This window comes from Algoriphagus faecimaris (genome assembly GCF_900101705.1).
GTDB lineage: Bacteria > Bacteroidota > Bacteroidia > Cytophagales > Cyclobacteriaceae > Algoriphagus > Algoriphagus faecimaris.
Map to the genome: position 1 here is coordinate 18,575 of NZ_FNAC01000045.1, position 15,006 is coordinate 33,580.

Below are 15,006 nucleotides of genomic sequence, written 5' to 3' on the forward strand. Positions count from 1 at the left end.
CCATGTGCGGCATCCATCTGATTTGGGGAAAAGGCGCTAATGAAGAAGCCATCAAAACACTGATGGAAAGCGCTGCCCATCGTGGTCCTGATCAGTCCGCTTCCTATAGCCCTTGGCCAGGATTATGGCTTGGTGTCAACCGTCTTAAAATCCTCCACCCCGGTCCCGATGCGGATCAGCCTTTCTGGAGCCCTGACGGAAGATCCCTATTGATCTGGAATGGAGAAATCTACAATTACAAAGAACTAAGAGATCTCCTTCAAAAAATGGGCGTTTCCTTTCTTACCCATTCGGATACAGAAGTTGTATTGCATTGGCTGCGGATCTTTGGCGCCAAGGGCCTAGAAAAATTGCAGGGAATGTTCGCTCTCGCTTATGTAGACCTAAGCGCACAGCAGGTACTCGTCGCAAGGGATAAAAACGGGGAAAAGCCCCTGTATTTTATGCAGACGCAGGAAACATTCATCCTCTCTTCCGAAAGCAGGGGAATAGCCAAGCTCACTCAAAAAAAACTCGATCAGTATCAGCTTGACTATTATTTCTACCTGAGAACTCCACAGCCCGGTCGGACTTTTTACAAAGGAATAAAGGAATGGAAACCCTCAAGATTCAGTGAAATCAAGCAACACTCCGCCTTTCGCTGGGATAATATTCCTCAACTAGCCCAAAAGGAGCTGCCTCAGAATAGAGAAAGCTTCAAAAAATTGCTTCAAAAAGCAATCGAGAAGCAATTTCATGCAGAGGCTCCTGTAGGCATGATGCTGAGTGGAGGTGCAGACAGTAGCTTGCTCTATGCGTTGTGGTACAGGTCTTCGGGGCGGGCTTTGCCCACTTATACTATCCAAAGCGAAAAGAAACATGCTTCCAAATACGCAGATGGAAACTTTTCGGCTTCCTTTGCGAAGCAATTTCCAATGGAACACCACCTGATTCCGGTGGATGAGGAGGTTTTTTTAAGGCATTTGGAAGATTACTTAATGAGCCTTGATTTCCCGGTGGGAGATTCTGCAAGTTTTCTGACTTGGCTGATCGGCCATTCGGCCAAAGAAGATGTGAAAGTTATGATTTCCGGAGCTGGTGCAGATGAACTATGGGGAGGTTATCAGCGACACAGGGCCTTTGACCAATACCTTCAATATCAAGAACCGCTGCTAGTACTTCAGCCTCTTCTTCGTTCTCTTCCTTTGGGTAGAAAATGGAAAAAATTTTTCGAGGGAATCGATAAAGATCCAAGGCGTACTTTTCTTAATTTTTCCGCTTTGCAGGCTATCCCACAGGATTTATTTACCGATTACGAAAGGGTATTTGACCAAAAATTACCCCGCTACAAGCAAATGCTTGACTTTGATAGGCAGGTATATTTGGTGCAGGATGTCTTAAAAATTCAGGACAATGCACTCATGGCCCATGGGATAGAGGGCCGATCTCCCTATTTGGACGAAGGCTTAGTACAATTTTGGAGATCAATAGAAGATGATAATGTCATAAAAGAGAAAGTGTGGATTAAAGAACTTTTGAAGGAATTGGACCTTTCTTGGGTTGCCAAACGTTCTAAATTTGGGTTTGGATTGCCTCTGCAGGAGTGGCTTTCCACCGAAGGACCTTTCACAAAAAAGGTCTTTACAAGCTTGAAGGAATTTGGCCAAAGCCATGAAAGTCACTTTAGCCCACAGGTGAAAGCCCTGCTCCATCATCCTGAAAAACACACCACAACTCATTTTTTGACATTGTATAATATGTTCATTCTTGGGGAATGGTTAAAGCTTCAGAAGCTATGAGAATTATCTACATTCATCAATATTTCAGAACTCCTCAAGAAGGGGGAGCCGTGCGCTCCTATCACTTGGCTTTGGGTATGATCAAAGCCGGCTTTAAGGTCGAGATGATTACGAGTGGAAATCATTCGGATAGCTACGATCAGCGCTGGATCAATGGAATGAAGGTGCACTATCTACCCGTTCCCTATGATCAAAAGTTTGGCTTTTTCAAACGAATTAAAGCTTTCTGGGACTTTGCCCGGCAATGTAAAGCCTTGCTTAAAAAATTAAAAAGACCGGACATGCTGTACATCAGTTCCACCCCTCTGACTACAGGATGGATAGGCCTTTGGGCCAAAAAGAAAATGGCCCTCCCTTTCGTTTTTGAAGTGAGAGACCTGTGGCCGGAGGCGCCGATTCAGGTAGGTGCGATTAGAAATCCACTACTCAAGCAACTCCTCTACCGACTGGAAGCTAAAATTTATCGTGAATCCATGAAAATTATAGCTCTCTCTCCCGGAATCGCCAGCTACATCCGGGATAAAGTACCCAATACGCCGATTTCGATAATTCCTAATTTTGCCGATTTGGAGATGTTTTATCCACAGGAAAAATCTCCTGCTTTGCTGAAGAAATACGGATTAGACTATGAGCTCACCATCGCCTACACGGGGGCTATTGGTCAAGTAAATGCGGTAGGTGAACTCATCGAACTCGCCCATCTAGCCCAAACCCATAAAAAGCGATGGCAATTTTTAATCATGGGCACAGGCAGTCATGAGCAAAATATCAAAGAACAAGCGGAACAATATGGGTTGAAAAATGTCCGTTTTTTCCCTTTTGGATCTAGGGAAAAAGTAAATGAAGTGCTGGCATTGACAGATTTCTCGTGGATTTCTTTTGCTCATCTCCCCATCCTCAAAACCAACAGCCCAAATAAGTTTTTTGATGCCTTGGGAGCCGGAAAAGCAATCATCGTCAATCATGAAGGCTGGGTATATCAGTTGGTTGAGGAGTTTCAACTGGGAATTTCATGCCTTCCGAGACAAATGAACGCTTGCTTTGCCAAACTGGAAGAGCTCGAACTGCTTCCTGAGCATATTGTCGAGATGCAGAAAAACTCCAGAAAACTGGCAGAGCGCCATTTTTCCAAAGCACAAGCACAGAACCACATAAATCGACTACTCGACCCTAGTCAGAAACCCTCTACTGCGGGGGACGAGGTCTATATCCTGACTGCCTAAAAATTTGCTCGGCATTGGGATTGGCCATCAATTCGTCCAGACTTACTTCTTGATTAAAGCGATAGTCATCCACGATATTCCATCCCAACCATCGTCCTATTCGTCCCGGTGCCTTCGTACTAATGGCATCCGTAAATGGCGCTTCACCGATGTATTTTCGTATTTCAAAAGGGTTGGTTTCGTAAAGCAATTCGTTCTGTACAAAATGTGACCAGATAAATTCTTCATTGTCAAAGGTCTCTGCAATTACTTCTGGGGTGTAGCCGATGATAAACTGGTCCGAAGTGCAGGGCATGATCGCCTTAGTAAAGTGATAGGCTTTGCCATAGTAGATCATTTCTGCCAGAAGTGTATTGTCCTGAGGATTGATCTCATTAAACCTGGAGCTAATTGCCGTCACAATCATGGGGACCAAGTAGCGACTTTCGTAGCGATCAGCCATGTAGCGGGCCATATCCGGCTGAAAAGTATGCTCAATCGGCAGGTAATAGTCCAAGCCAATTACTATCAGTTCCTCCGTCACAATCAGGTCCGAATTAAACCCTGAAACAAAAGTATAGACCTTGGGTACCTGAAATTCAGGAAAATAATGCTTAATGTATTTGAAGGCCTGCTCCAACTCTTGTTCAATCTCTGAAATATCCGCAAACTCTAAAGCTACAGAATCATAAAGCACCCTCAAAGCAGAGTCCTGATGAACCTGTACCAATTCCTCAGAGAGGCTAGTCAAATCAGGATACAAGTCAGCCTGCAGGTATTCGTCTGTGAATTCGGGGTATTGCTCCAGCAGATATAAATAATCTGCTGCTTTTTCTGCCTTAAAAAATTCATCTTCGAGACGCACTATTTCTACTGTCAACTCCTGATTTAAGATATCCTCATCCAGTCGGCATGCCTCGTCATTTTTGCCACAGGAAAATAAAACCATCAAGAGCAGTAGCGTAACTACAGAAAGATTTCTATTCATAAGCTTGGTGATTGAAAGATCAAAAGTACAGATTCCTTTACAATTGGGGTAAAAACGATATTATGGGCTTTTTGAGTATAAAATTTTGCCGAAGTGATTACGAATGTCTTACTTTCCAAGGTGAAAAACCAATTGATTCTCGGCTGGGCCTTTTTCCGGATGTTGACGATCCAAAAAATCCTCAACTTGATATTGCTTCGCTTATCTTTTTGGCTTAGTCAGGGACTAGGACAGGTTCTTCTTTGGGGCAAAGCCACTACCCTAAGTATCGAACCTACCACAAGCTGCAATCTTCGCTGTCCGGAATGCCCCTCGGGATTGCGAGCATTCTCTCGACCTACGGGAATGCTTCAGGAGAAATTATATCAAGAAATCATCAATCAAAGCAAAAATCATCTCACTTGGCTTCATCTCTATTTTCAGGGGGAGCCTTTTCTGAATCCCAAATTTTTAGATTTGGTCCGATATGCTGATCAGCGGAATGTATTTACCTCCACGTCTACTAATGCACACTATTTAAATCAAAAAACCAATCAGCAAATCCTCGACTCCGGCCTGAAGCAACTCATCATTTCCATGGATGGAATCTCTCAAGCGTCTTATGAAAAATACCGGGTCGGAGGGCAATTGGAAAAAGTAAAAACTGGATTGAGCGAATTGCTGAAGCTGAGAAAGGAACAAGGGAGCGTTTTTCCGAGAATAATTCTACAATTTTTGGTCACGGGACAAAACGAGCAGGAGATTCCTGAATTGAAACACTGGGCCAAAGAAATAGGTGTGGATGAGTTGCAACTGAAAAGTATTCAGATTTATGATTTTGAAAATGGCTCTGATCTGATCCCCGCTGACTTGGGCTATTCGCGCTATGTTCCCGATGGAAAAGGTAAGTGGAAGCTCAAAAAGAAAATCGAAAATAAATGCTGGCGAATGTGGCAAGGTGCGGTAGTGACCTGGGATGGCAAGATGGTTCCCTGTTGCTTTGACAAGGATGCTAACCATGTTATGGGAAGTTTTCAAACTCAAAGTCTGAGTCAAATTTGGAAATCCTCCGAGTACATGCTGTTCAGGCAACAGCTGATTACTGACAGAAAAGAGATCGAAATCTGTAAAAACTGTACCGAATAGAGTCAACTATCTTGGTGAAGAAAATAGCTTTTTGGAACTATTTTTGGTTAAATTCAGAAATTGACGGATTTTTAAATCCTCACTATGCATTGGGAAGTCTAATGCATATTGCGGGTTAAATCGCATATTTGTTGGAAATTCACCCGGGATAGCTATTGCTCATGACTTTACACAGACGAATTTGGTATTTTTTTACCCTTATTGCCTTCCTTGCCATAGGAAGTCCATTACCTACTTTAGCACAAGAGTCCATTGACATCACCTCCATCAAGGTAGATGAATTGACAGACGATCAGATCAGTGAATTGGTCAAGCGAGCCAATGACATGGGACTGAGTACGGCAGAGTTTCTCCAAATGGCTCAACTGAGAGGTTTGCCTGAGATCGAAGTTGAAAAACTCCGAAGTCGTCTCCAAGATATTGATGGCAGCGGAGCAAGTAGTAGAAGCAGCAATGTTTCCCGTCGAGAACCCCGCCAACAAATGGATTTGAGTGAAATTACCAAAGGATTGATTCAACCTCAGGAATTTATGACTGAGGGAGAGATGCCAAGTCAGATTTTTGGCACTAATCTTTTTTATCAAAGAAACCGCCGCTTGAGCTTCGAGCCTAGCCTCAATCAAGCTACTCCAAAAAATTATGTGCTCGGCCCGGGGGATGTGGTCTATGTGGATATCTATGGACAATCCGAGCAATATTACGAAGCTACGGTAAATCCAGATGGCTTTCTCTTACTTGACAACATTGGCCCTATCTCTGTATCGGGCAAGACCATAGAAGAAGCCACCGGGATTGTCAAAAATCGGGTTGCCGCTTATTATCCTGGACTTTCTGGAAATAATCCGGTGACTTTTTTGCAAATGACGCTAGGTAATGTCCGGACCATCAAGGTACATATCTTAGGAGAAGTTCGTCTTCCGGGCACCTTCACTTTGAGTGCTTTTTCCACTGTTTTCAATGCGCTCTACGCCGCAGGCGGACCCAATGACAATGGGACGATGCGAGAAATAAAAGTTGTCCGAGACAACAAGCAGATTGCCACAGTCGATGTATATAATCTACTAATCAACGGTCAAGCTAATCTGGATATTCAACTTCAGGACCAGGATGTGATTTTGGTCAGTCCTTTTATTTCACGTGTCAAGATCAATGGCGAGGTCAAAAGGCCCTTAACCTTCGAAATCAAAGACCAAGATACCTTCGACAATCTTTTGGACTATGCGGGCGGTTTTACAGACTTGGCATTTCAGGATCGGGTAGCGATCTCAAGAGTCACAGGTAATCAGCGCTCAGTCTCGGATGTTTACAAAAACCAGTTTGGGATGTTTATCCTCAAAGGAGGAGATGAAATCACGGTTGGAAAAATCCTAGATCGCTTTAGCAATCGAGTACAGATCAAAGGAGCCGTTTACAGAGCAGGTACATTTGCACTGAGCGAAGGGTTGACTTTAAGTAATTTGATCGAAAACGCGGAAGGTCTCCGAGGCGATGCCTATACGGAGCAAGCGAGTATTTTACGCACTAAACCCGACCTGAGCACAGCATTCATTCAGGTTAATTTAAAAGATATTTTGGCAGGTAATTCTGAAGATATCCTGCTTCAGCGGGAAGATGTGATTCGAATATCCAGTATTTATGATATCCAAAATGAGCGCTACGTACAGGTATTGGGTGAGGTAAAACGGCCGGGAGTCTATCCCTATTCTGAATCCATGACCGTGGAGGACCTGCTGATATCAGCGGGGGGCCTGCAAGAGTCCGCTAATCCCAATGACATCGAAATCGCCCGACGGGTAGAAGATGTCGCTTTGGGGACACTTTCGGACATCATTCCTGTGCAGGTCAATTCCAATTTGGCTCCTTCTGAAAATTCAGAAATCATTCTGCCTTTTGATCAAGTGATTGTACGAAAGCGAGCGAGTTTTACCATGCAAAAACTGGTCTCCGTGGAGGGTCAGGTCAATTCACCGGGCATGTTTGCCATTCAAGCGGCATCCGAACGCATCTCTGACCTCATTAACCGTGCAGGAGGTCTTAATCGATTCGCTTATGCAAAAGGGGCTACTTTGATTCGTAGGACGGAATTTTTTAATACCGAATCCGAGCAAGTCAGAAGACAACGCAACTTAGAAGCTCTCCGGATCCAACTTCTCGCTGACCCCAATAATTCGGAAGCACAGGAGGAACTCTTGCAGCGCTTGTTTAAGGATCTGCTAGGTGCCGAAAATGCTACGGAGAATCAGCTCGCCCAAACCAAAAAAGAATCCCTAGATCAGATTGCTTCGGAGACTCCGGGATTTGCTGTGAAAATCAGGGAAACTGAGGCTGTAGCTATAGATCTCGAGGAAATTTTGAAAAACCCGGGCTCAGAAAACGATTTGCTTTTGGAAGAAGGAGATATTCTTTCTGTACCCAAACTTCTTCAGACCATCCGAATGCGAGGAGATGTGGTCTATCCCACAACCCTCAGACATGAAAGCGGCAAAAGCCTAAAATATTACATCAATCGAGCAGGCGGTTTTGAGCGCAGAGCCAACCGAAAACAAACCTATGTCGTCTATGCCAATGGAGCGGTAAAACGTACCACCGGATTTTTGGGAATCAGAAATTATCCTCCCATAGAACCCGGAGCAGAGGTCATCGTCCCCACCAAAGGCCCAAAAATCCCATTACGTCTTGGTGATGTAGTCGGTGTGACGACAGGATTAGCCACTTTGGCTTTGGTGCTCTCTCAAATCAACTGGAACCAACCATGACGGGAAAACAGCATTTTTCGGATAATCAATGGACTCTTCGAGAAGTCATTCTCAATTTCAAAGAGTGGTTTTCATTCTTTACTTCAAAATGGAAAGTATTGATCATCGCTTTAATCATTGGATTAGGGTTAGGAGCATTGGTTTCTATTTTAAAAAAGCCAGTATTCCATGCTGAGACCTCATTTGTATTGGAAGAAGGTGATGGAAGCAGTCTTGGAAATATGTCTGGCTTGGCCTCATTGGTCGGAGTGAACATTGGCTCCCTCGGAAGCACGAGCGGACTATTCCAAGGTGACAATATCATGGAGCTTTATAAATCGGACCGAATGCTAGGGGAGACTTTATTGAGCCAATTTGATGAAAATCATCTCCTAATCGATCGCTTTGTCAGCTTCGAAAAACTTGATAAAAAATGGGCCTCCAAAGTGGATATCCCTGCCATGGATTTCTCGATTGCGAGGGAGGCTTTTTCGGTAGCCCAAGACTCCGTCGTCAAAGAAGTCGCCAAGCTCATTCGGGAAAAACAACTTTCGGTCATCAAGCCTGACCGGAAACTCAGCATCATTCAGGTGAGCATTTCCTCCAAAGATGAGGCGTTTGCCAAGGTATTTAATGAGACCTTGGTAGAAAAGGTAAATACCTTTTACTTAGAAACGAAAACCAAAAAAACGGGTGAAAACCTGGCTATCCTTCAGACTCAGGCCGATTCGGTCCGCAAAATTCTAGATGCCAGTATAGGCGAATATGCTACTGCCACGGATCAAGTTCCCAATGCCAATCCCTTGCTCAGCAGCGCTACGGTGGAAAGTCGAAAACGTCAAATCGATGTGCAAGCCACAGGCGCAGTGTATCAGGAGGTAGTCAAAAACCTTGAAATTGCTAAAGTCAATCATCGAAACAACTCCCCTCTGATTCAAATCATCGATTCGCCAAGATTTCCCCTCAAACGATCGGAAATTCGACTCGTAAAAGGGATGGTTTTGGGAGCCTTTATTACCTTCATTTTTGTCATTTTCTATCTTTATTTCCGCCGATTGTACCAAAAACATGTGCAGGAAGGCTAAATCATAAGCTGCCATGTTTGAAAAACTCAATCAGCTTCTGCCCTTCGGAAATTACATCCGAAACAAATCCCTCCAGAATTTTTTATTCCTGGCGGTCATTCAGTCCTCCAATGTGCTGATTTCGATCATTTCCATGCCGCTTTTGATTCAGAGTATCGGTGTGGATCAATTTGGCTTGGTCAATCTTGCACTATCGGTCATCGTGCTTTTGAATATCCTAGTGGGATTTGGATACAATCTCAGTGCGCCGAGAGTAGTAGCTGTCAATCAAAATGATAAAGAGGCGCTTTCGCATTTGGTGTCTAATATCTTCTCGGGAAAACTCTTACTGGCTTTGATTGCCAGTATTTTGATTCTAGTCGGTGTCTTTGGCTTTAACCTCTTTCAGGAATACCAGATGATCCTGGTCTTCTCAGCCCTCCTTTTGTTCTCGGAAGCATCACTACCGCTTTGGTTTTTTCAGGGAATGGAAAAAATGAAGCTGATCTCCATCGCCAATATCTTCTCCAAGCTACTATTCCTGATGGGAATTGTCCTTTTCATTCACAGCCCGGAGCAAAGTCAATGGGTCAATTTCATGATGGGCTTTTTCGGTTTGGGCATTAATCTCCTTTTGCTCGGATATATCCATTCTTTCTTGGGAATTCGATTCTACCGACCGGAGTTTTCGGCAATCTGGCTAAGCATAAAAAGTAATGTCTTGCTGTTTTTCAGCAATCTAGCCAGTCATATTTCCATTAATGGGGGATTGATTATCCTGAGTTTTTTCTACTCGGGTGAAATCCTCGGCATGTACAGCCTAGCCGAGCGGGTAGTGATGGTAGTACGTCTCTTTCCGGCTTTAATTATCCAAGCCGTCTTTCCTAATTCAGCAAAACTCTACAAAGAAGATCTCTTGGCCTTTTTTCTGTTTTTAAAGCGAGTGTACAAACGGGTACTTATTGGTGGAGCACTGATCTCTAGCTTGACCTTTTTTCTTGCACCGTGGATTATCCGAGTACTTTCCCGATCCGATTTAGAAGAATCGATTCTTTTTTTACAGCTCTTAGCCATTGTGCCATTTTTAGCCTGCCTCAATGTCGGTAATATTACCCTGCTCCTTGTAGCAGATCTTAAAAAGCTCCTCTTTCGAGCCAGTTGGATGATGTGTGTTTATATGATCCTAGCTGCATCCATTCTTACTGCATCCTTTGGCGCTGTAGGACTTTGCTTTGCAATTATTTCTACCGAGGTGATGGTCTTTTTGATTTGTCTGGGTTTACTTTATCAACATAAAAGAGATCTCCTCCGTGGCTTTTACTCCTGATATATCGGTCGCGATTATTTTGGTCAATTGGAACGGACTAAAGTTCACACGGGCATGTCTTGCCTCCTTGAAAAAAGTGGATTTTCCAAACTTTCGTGTGATTGTAGTAGATAATGCCTCTGAGGGAAATGAAGGACAAATTTTGGAGGCAGAGTTTCCTGAGGTACTTTTGATCCAAAGCAAAGAAAACCTTGGGTTCACAGGGGGTAATAATTTAGGGATTAGGAAAGCGCTGGAAATGGGGTTTTCTCACCTAATGCTGCTGAACAATGATACGGAAGTAGAGGCTGATTTTCTCGGAAACATGGTCCTGAAAATCAAAGAATCAAAGCGAATCGGGGTCGTTCAACCTTTAATTTGTTTTCTCGATAAACCCCAAAAAATTTGGAGCGCCGGCGGAAGATGGAACTCACTATTCAGTCGTGCGATCACTTTAAAAGATCGAAAAAACCTTGAAGATTTTTCCCTTTCGGATAGGAAATTGGACTGGGCAACAGGCTGCTGCATGCTCTTAAGCAAGGAAGCTATTCTCGATGCGGGACTCCTTCATGAGCAGTATTTCGCTTACTTCGAAGATGTGGAGTGGTCACTTCGCTTTCGCGAAAAAGACTATGAGATCCACTTGGCCAGCCAAGCTAAAATCTATCATGAGGCAGGAGCTTCTTCGAAGCAAAAACATGCTGAAGGAACGCTGAGTCCGCGGGTGTTTTATTTCCATGTTCGCAATCAATTCTATCTTATTCGTTCTAAAAATCAGTTTCCTATTTTTGCCTATGGCTATCATTCAGCTCGATTTTCCATTTGGATGATTTACTTTTTAATTCGAGGAAGGTTTCAAAAACTTAAAGCTGTGGCCAAAGGAATCAAAGATGGATTGAGCACCGAACTTAAACCTGCTCCCCAATGGCCTTGATTGCATTTATATTGGTCGCTTTGGCAGTAGGAGCCGGATTTCTTTGGACTGTACAGCAGTTGATCTTCAAAGGAAAATGGGCCTATTTCATTTACTTTTTAGCAGCTTTCCTTCCCTTTTATATCACGAGCTTGAGCTTGGTCTATCAGGGCACGCAATCCGGACTGATTGTTGGAATATTTCAATCCAGCAAGGAAATCATCATTCTTTTGGCTTTGATCTCTTGGCTAATCTACCAACGCAAATTTTTTGAATACCCGTTTAGGCTTCAAAGCACCGATTACTTTTTGTTGGCCTTTTTGAGTCTGGCTTTTCTCTTTTTGCTTTTGCCGATCGGTCAAGCTTCCTTTCTCAACAAGGCTCTGTATTACAAAAGTATGCTGATGCCGGGGTTAGTCTATTTTCTGGGAAGAAATACGAGTTTTGATTCGGGGGAAATTCATCGCTTGTTTAAGCTTATTTTCATGGTGGCAATTGGAGCATTTTTGGTTAATCTGCTGGAGCATTTTATTTTGAATGCCCATCTGCAGCAGTTTACCGGCTATGCACTCTTTAACCTTCACATCAATGATATCGAACCCGAGGGGAATTATGGGCTGACTTGGACCTTTGAGTCTACCAATGCCATGAAGCGGTTGGGGAGCTTTTTCTCTGATCCGCTGGAGCTGGCGAGTTCCGTTTTGATGGGATTTTCTGCCGGATTGATCTGGTTCCTAACTCAGCGGAAGGATACTTCTTGGCCGTATTTGCTGGTGATGTTTTGCAGTGTGGGTAGCTTGGTTTTTGCTTCTTCGCGAGCCTCTTTTGCGGCCTTTTTTGTCATGCTGTTTTTTATCGCTTTGGTGTTTGGGCTTTATCGCTTGATCGGAATAGGAGTGGCAGCCGTTTTCGCTTTTGTTATTTACCTCTTTTATTTTGCATCAGAAGACTTTTTCTATTTTGTGATTGACACGATTACCCTAGCCGATACCTCCAGTGTAGGGCATGTGGTGGAGTGGTTTTTGGCTTTGGATTCGATGATTGCCAATCCTCAGGGAATCGGGTTGGCGATGAGTGGCAACTTTGGCAGTGTGAGCGAAGACCTGCGGGTCGGGGGTGAAAATCAGTTTCTCATCTATGGGGTTCAACTGGGTTGGCTAGGCATGCTGTTGTATATTGCTGCCCTTTTTTCAGGGATATTTCTATCGATTCGTGTATTTAAATTGAGCCAAAATACTGCTGTGGCCCGCCTAGCATTTGTGGCTGGAACTGTCAAATTTGGCCTTTTACTTCCCCTTTTCACTGCCAATGTGGAGATTTATACCTACGTTTCTTGGGTGACTTGGTGGATGGTTGGCTTTAGTGTGAATGAATTTTCGAAAATAAAAACGAGAACATGATTTTATATAAAAAATGTCCTATCTGTAATTCTGAACAATTAGTTGGTTTTGCGATGGATCTAAAAAGAAAAGGACCACATATTTCAAGAGTTAAATGCAAAGCTTGCAAAGTTTCTTTTGCCAACCCTATGGCTGATAAAAAAGAATTGGAGGAATATTACAATTCTTATTATGAGAAAGATCATTATAACTCCATGAATTATCAAAAAATAATTTTAGAAAAATTTGAAGAGATTGAAAATCAACCCAATCAAAGGATTATAAAGAATATCAGATATCTTAATAAATTAGGGAGGGGGGGGGGGGGGGGTATTTCTTGATGTCGGCTGTGGATTAGGGCTAGGGCTAGCTTATGCGAACAAATTTAATTTTAAATTATATGCTACCGAATTTGATTCTGGAGCTTTAGATTTTGTAAAAATGCATTTCCCTGTTGAAACTTTCCATGGTGATTTAATAGATGCAAAATACCCGGAATCCTATTTTGACTTTATTCATATTTCCCATGTAATCGAACATGTACTTGACCCCTCAGCATATATCCAAGAAATGAAAAGGATCACCAAGCCAGGAGGAATAATCGCTATTGGTACTCCTAACCTTGATAGTAATCTCTATCATTTTCATCGGTTTATAAATTTCATCCAAATGAAAGTTCCTGACATCATTGATGGCGTAGAGCATACCTATATCTTCCCTAAAACCACTCTTGCAAAAATTTGTCAAAACCTTGATCTAGAAATAGTAGATCATTTTACTCATGGATTAGGCGAAAAATTAAGTAATCTATATTCTTACCAAATGCCAGTTAGTAAAAAAATAAACAGGTTGATACAAAACCTATTTCAAGTAAATCAATGGATTATTTGTAGGAAAAAACAGTAGGATGTTTGATCTTTTTAATGCTAGATCAGTTTACATGAATACGCAATCTTATTACATTTGGAAAAATTATTTAATTAATTCAAACCATTTTCATTTAATTTAAATGTCCTCCACTTGTCCGGCTTGCTTTTCTAATCGAAGCTCCTCCTTTATTGGGAAAGAGCGAATGTACGGTTGGGGGGAGCAATTTGACTACTTTGAGTGCCAAGACTGTCACTCGATTTGGATAGCAAAAATTCCCGAGGACTTGGGCCGATTTTATCCTCAAGATTACTATGCCTTTCAAGAAGTTAGGGAAGATTTGGCCATCAAAAAGCAAGTGAAAAGACTGCGGTATCAGCTATTTAAAAAAGGATGGATTCAAAGTGGTCCCGAATATTTCGACTGGATCAAAAACTTGGATCTACGGGAAGAAGACCGAATTGCAGACATTGGCTGCGGTGCGGGCATCGTCTTACATCAATTGGCCTATTCTGGGTTTAAAAATGTATATGGTTTTGATCCCTACATTCAGCAGGAGACGCATCGACAGGGCTTGAGCATTGCCAAAAAATCACTGGATCAGATTGAGGGAACTTTTGATGTGCTGATGCTTCATCATAGTTTTGAGCATTTGCCGGATCCTAATGCTGCATTTGATCAGTTGGCGAATCTTTTGACTCCCGGAGGAAAACTACTCATCCGACTCCCGGTGACAGATGGCTTGATTTGGAAAAAAGACCGTGAATTTTGGTTTCAATTAGACGCACCGAGGCATTTGTTTATCCCAAGTGTAAAAGGAATGGAAACCCTTGGTAGCCGACATGGATTGAAATTGGAAAAGGTAATTTTTGATAGTACGGCAAGTCAATTTTGGGGAACAGCCCTTTATAAAGAAAATAAAAATTTTGTTGACTTCGAATTAAACAATCAATTTTCAAAAGCTGAGTTAAAAAACCTTGAAAGAAAAGCAAAAAGACTAAATAAAATACAACAGGGAGATCAAGCAGCATTTTACTTCAATAGATGACCACGATAGAAATAGTAGAAGCCGAACTTCAAAAATCATCGCAGCAAAGTGAACAGGATTATTTTTCCTTTCACCAGAAAAGATATCTTAGGTTCAACTCATTCATAAGAGAGTATTATGGGTTAGAAAAGAGTGAGATCTCCGTCCTTGATATAGGAAGTCACTACCTTCATAATTCGATTATTTTAAAGAGTTTAGGCTTTCAGGTTGACGGAATGGATGTTTCAAACTTTTGGAACTTAGATTTTGTAAAGCAACGAGCAGGGAAATATGGAATAAAACCGATTATTGAAGATAACCTATCTCAACTCCAAGGATTCCAAAATGTAGAAAACAAATACGACCTTATCGTCTTTAGCGAAATTCTAGAGCATATTACATTCAACCCCATTCATTTTTGGAAAACAATCTATCAAATTCTTAAGCCTGGGGGCAGGATTTACATTTCTACACCAAACGCTTTCGCTTTGCCCAGTATGATTAGAAATCTAAAGAATATTCTTTTACGGCTCTATGTGGAATATAGTGGGTAGTCGAATTTGAGTTTCCCAGCAATGAAATAAATCATGTTAATGTAGTTGTCAATGTTCCTGTACCCTCT

12 protein-coding genes and 1 pseudogene are annotated in these 15,006 nt (G+C 42.4%); 12 read left to right on the plus strand and 1 reads right to left on the minus strand.

Annotation, left to right across the window (positions count from 1 at the left end; genetic code table 11):
• Positions 1-2: 2 nt before the first annotated feature.
• Entirely contained in the window at positions 3-1,778 is a 1,776-nt protein-coding gene (gene asnB / locus BLQ57_RS17925; RefSeq protein ID WP_087940960.1) for an asparagine synthase (glutamine-hydrolyzing), read from the plus strand.
• Positions 1,775-3,001 carry a glycosyltransferase family 4 protein gene (locus BLQ57_RS17930; protein ID WP_087940982.1) on the plus strand — a complete coding sequence of 409 codons (1,227 nt, stop codon included), beginning with the start codon at positions 1,775-1,777 and terminating at the stop codon, positions 2,999-3,001. The genes asnB and BLQ57_RS17930 overlap by 4 nt, the downstream gene beginning before the upstream one ends.
• Here BLQ57_RS17930 and gldB read toward each other — a convergent pair.
• Entirely contained in the window at positions 2,964-3,968 is a 1,005-nt protein-coding gene (gene gldB / locus BLQ57_RS17935) for a gliding motility lipoprotein GldB (protein WP_087940959.1), read from the minus strand. The genes BLQ57_RS17930 and gldB overlap by 38 nt on opposite strands.
• A gap of 93 nt (positions 3,969-4,061) precedes the next feature.
• Here gldB and BLQ57_RS17940 point away from each other — a divergent pair, with 93 nt between their 5' ends.
• From BLQ57_RS17940 to BLQ57_RS17980, 10 genes and pseudogenes are all read left to right on the plus strand, one after another.
• A complete protein-coding gene (locus BLQ57_RS17940; RefSeq protein WP_317042239.1) occupies positions 4,062-5,093 on the plus strand; it encodes a radical SAM/SPASM domain-containing protein in 1,032 nt (343 codons plus the stop codon).
• A 161-nt stretch (positions 5,094-5,254) separates the two neighbouring features.
• Positions 5,255-7,849 carry an SLBB domain-containing protein gene (locus BLQ57_RS17945; protein ID WP_087940958.1) on the plus strand — a complete coding sequence of 865 codons (2,595 nt, stop codon included), beginning with the start codon at positions 5,255-5,257 and terminating at the stop codon, positions 7,847-7,849.
• Positions 7,846-8,913, plus strand: a complete 1,068-nt coding sequence (locus BLQ57_RS17950) for a GumC domain-containing protein (protein ID WP_087940957.1) — start codon at positions 7,846-7,848, stop codon at positions 8,911-8,913. The genes BLQ57_RS17945 and BLQ57_RS17950 overlap by 4 nt, the downstream gene beginning before the upstream one ends.
• Before the next feature lie 13 nt (positions 8,914-8,926).
• The gene (locus BLQ57_RS17955; RefSeq protein ID WP_087940956.1) at positions 8,927-10,219 is read left to right on the plus strand and encodes an oligosaccharide flippase family protein; all 1,293 of its coding nucleotides are present in this window, start codon (positions 8,927-8,929) and stop codon (positions 10,217-10,219) included.
• The gene (locus BLQ57_RS17960) at positions 10,203-11,132 is read left to right on the plus strand and encodes a glycosyltransferase family 2 protein (RefSeq protein WP_087940955.1); all 930 of its coding nucleotides are present in this window, start codon (positions 10,203-10,205) and stop codon (positions 11,130-11,132) included. Before BLQ57_RS17955 ends, BLQ57_RS17960 begins: the two co-directional genes overlap by 17 nt.
• Entirely contained in the window at positions 11,123-12,511 is a 1,389-nt protein-coding gene (locus BLQ57_RS17965; RefSeq protein WP_087940954.1) for an O-antigen ligase family protein, read from the plus strand. Before BLQ57_RS17960 ends, BLQ57_RS17965 begins: the two co-directional genes overlap by 10 nt.
• A complete protein-coding gene (locus tag BLQ57_RS21500; protein ID WP_244887428.1) occupies positions 12,508-12,831 on the plus strand; it encodes a transcription elongation factor 1 family protein in 324 nt (107 codons plus the stop codon). The genes BLQ57_RS17965 and BLQ57_RS21500 overlap by 4 nt, the downstream gene beginning before the upstream one ends.
• Positions 12,832-12,877: 46 nt before the next feature.
• Positions 12,878-13,396 (plus strand): annotated as a pseudogene (locus BLQ57_RS21505) (class I SAM-dependent methyltransferase); the annotation flags it as partial.
• A gap of 103 nt (positions 13,397-13,499) precedes the next feature.
• A complete protein-coding gene (locus BLQ57_RS17975; RefSeq protein WP_087940953.1) occupies positions 13,500-14,405 on the plus strand; it encodes a class I SAM-dependent methyltransferase in 906 nt (301 codons plus the stop codon).
• On the plus strand, positions 14,402-14,938 hold the full coding sequence (locus tag BLQ57_RS17980) for a class I SAM-dependent methyltransferase (RefSeq protein ID WP_087940952.1): 537 nt from the start codon (positions 14,402-14,404) through the stop codon (positions 14,936-14,938). Before BLQ57_RS17975 ends, BLQ57_RS17980 begins: the two co-directional genes overlap by 4 nt.
• Positions 14,939-15,006 lie beyond the last annotated feature (68 nt).

Excerpts from the sequence above, each read along its gene's own strand:
- asnB (WP_087940960.1), top strand. The coding sequence starts at position 3 with ATGTGCGGCATCCATCTGATTTGGGGAAAAGGCGCTAATGAAGAAGCC.
- BLQ57_RS17980 (WP_087940952.1), top strand. The coding sequence starts at position 14,402 with ATGACCACGATAGAAATAGTAGAAGCCGAACTTCAAAAATCATCGCAG.
- BLQ57_RS17950 (WP_087940957.1), top strand. The coding sequence starts at position 7,846 with ATGACGGGAAAACAGCATTTTTCGGATAATCAATGGACTCTTCGAGAA.
- BLQ57_RS17945 (WP_087940958.1), top strand. The coding sequence starts at position 5,255 with ATGACTTTACACAGACGAATTTGGTATTTTTTTACCCTTATTGCCTTC.
- gldB (WP_087940959.1), bottom strand. The coding sequence starts at position 3,968 with ATGAATAGAAATCTTTCTGTAGTTACGCTACTGCTCTTGATGGTTTTA.
- BLQ57_RS17975 (WP_087940953.1), top strand. The coding sequence starts at position 13,500 with ATGTCCTCCACTTGTCCGGCTTGCTTTTCTAATCGAAGCTCCTCCTTT.
- BLQ57_RS21500 (WP_244887428.1), top strand. The coding sequence starts at position 12,508 with ATGATTTTATATAAAAAATGTCCTATCTGTAATTCTGAACAATTAGTT.
- BLQ57_RS17930 (WP_087940982.1), top strand. The coding sequence starts at position 1,775 with ATGAGAATTATCTACATTCATCAATATTTCAGAACTCCTCAAGAAGGG.
- BLQ57_RS17965 (WP_087940954.1), top strand. The coding sequence starts at position 11,123 with ATGGCCTTGATTGCATTTATATTGGTCGCTTTGGCAGTAGGAGCCGGA.
- BLQ57_RS17955 (WP_087940956.1), top strand. The coding sequence starts at position 8,927 with ATGTTTGAAAAACTCAATCAGCTTCTGCCCTTCGGAAATTACATCCGA.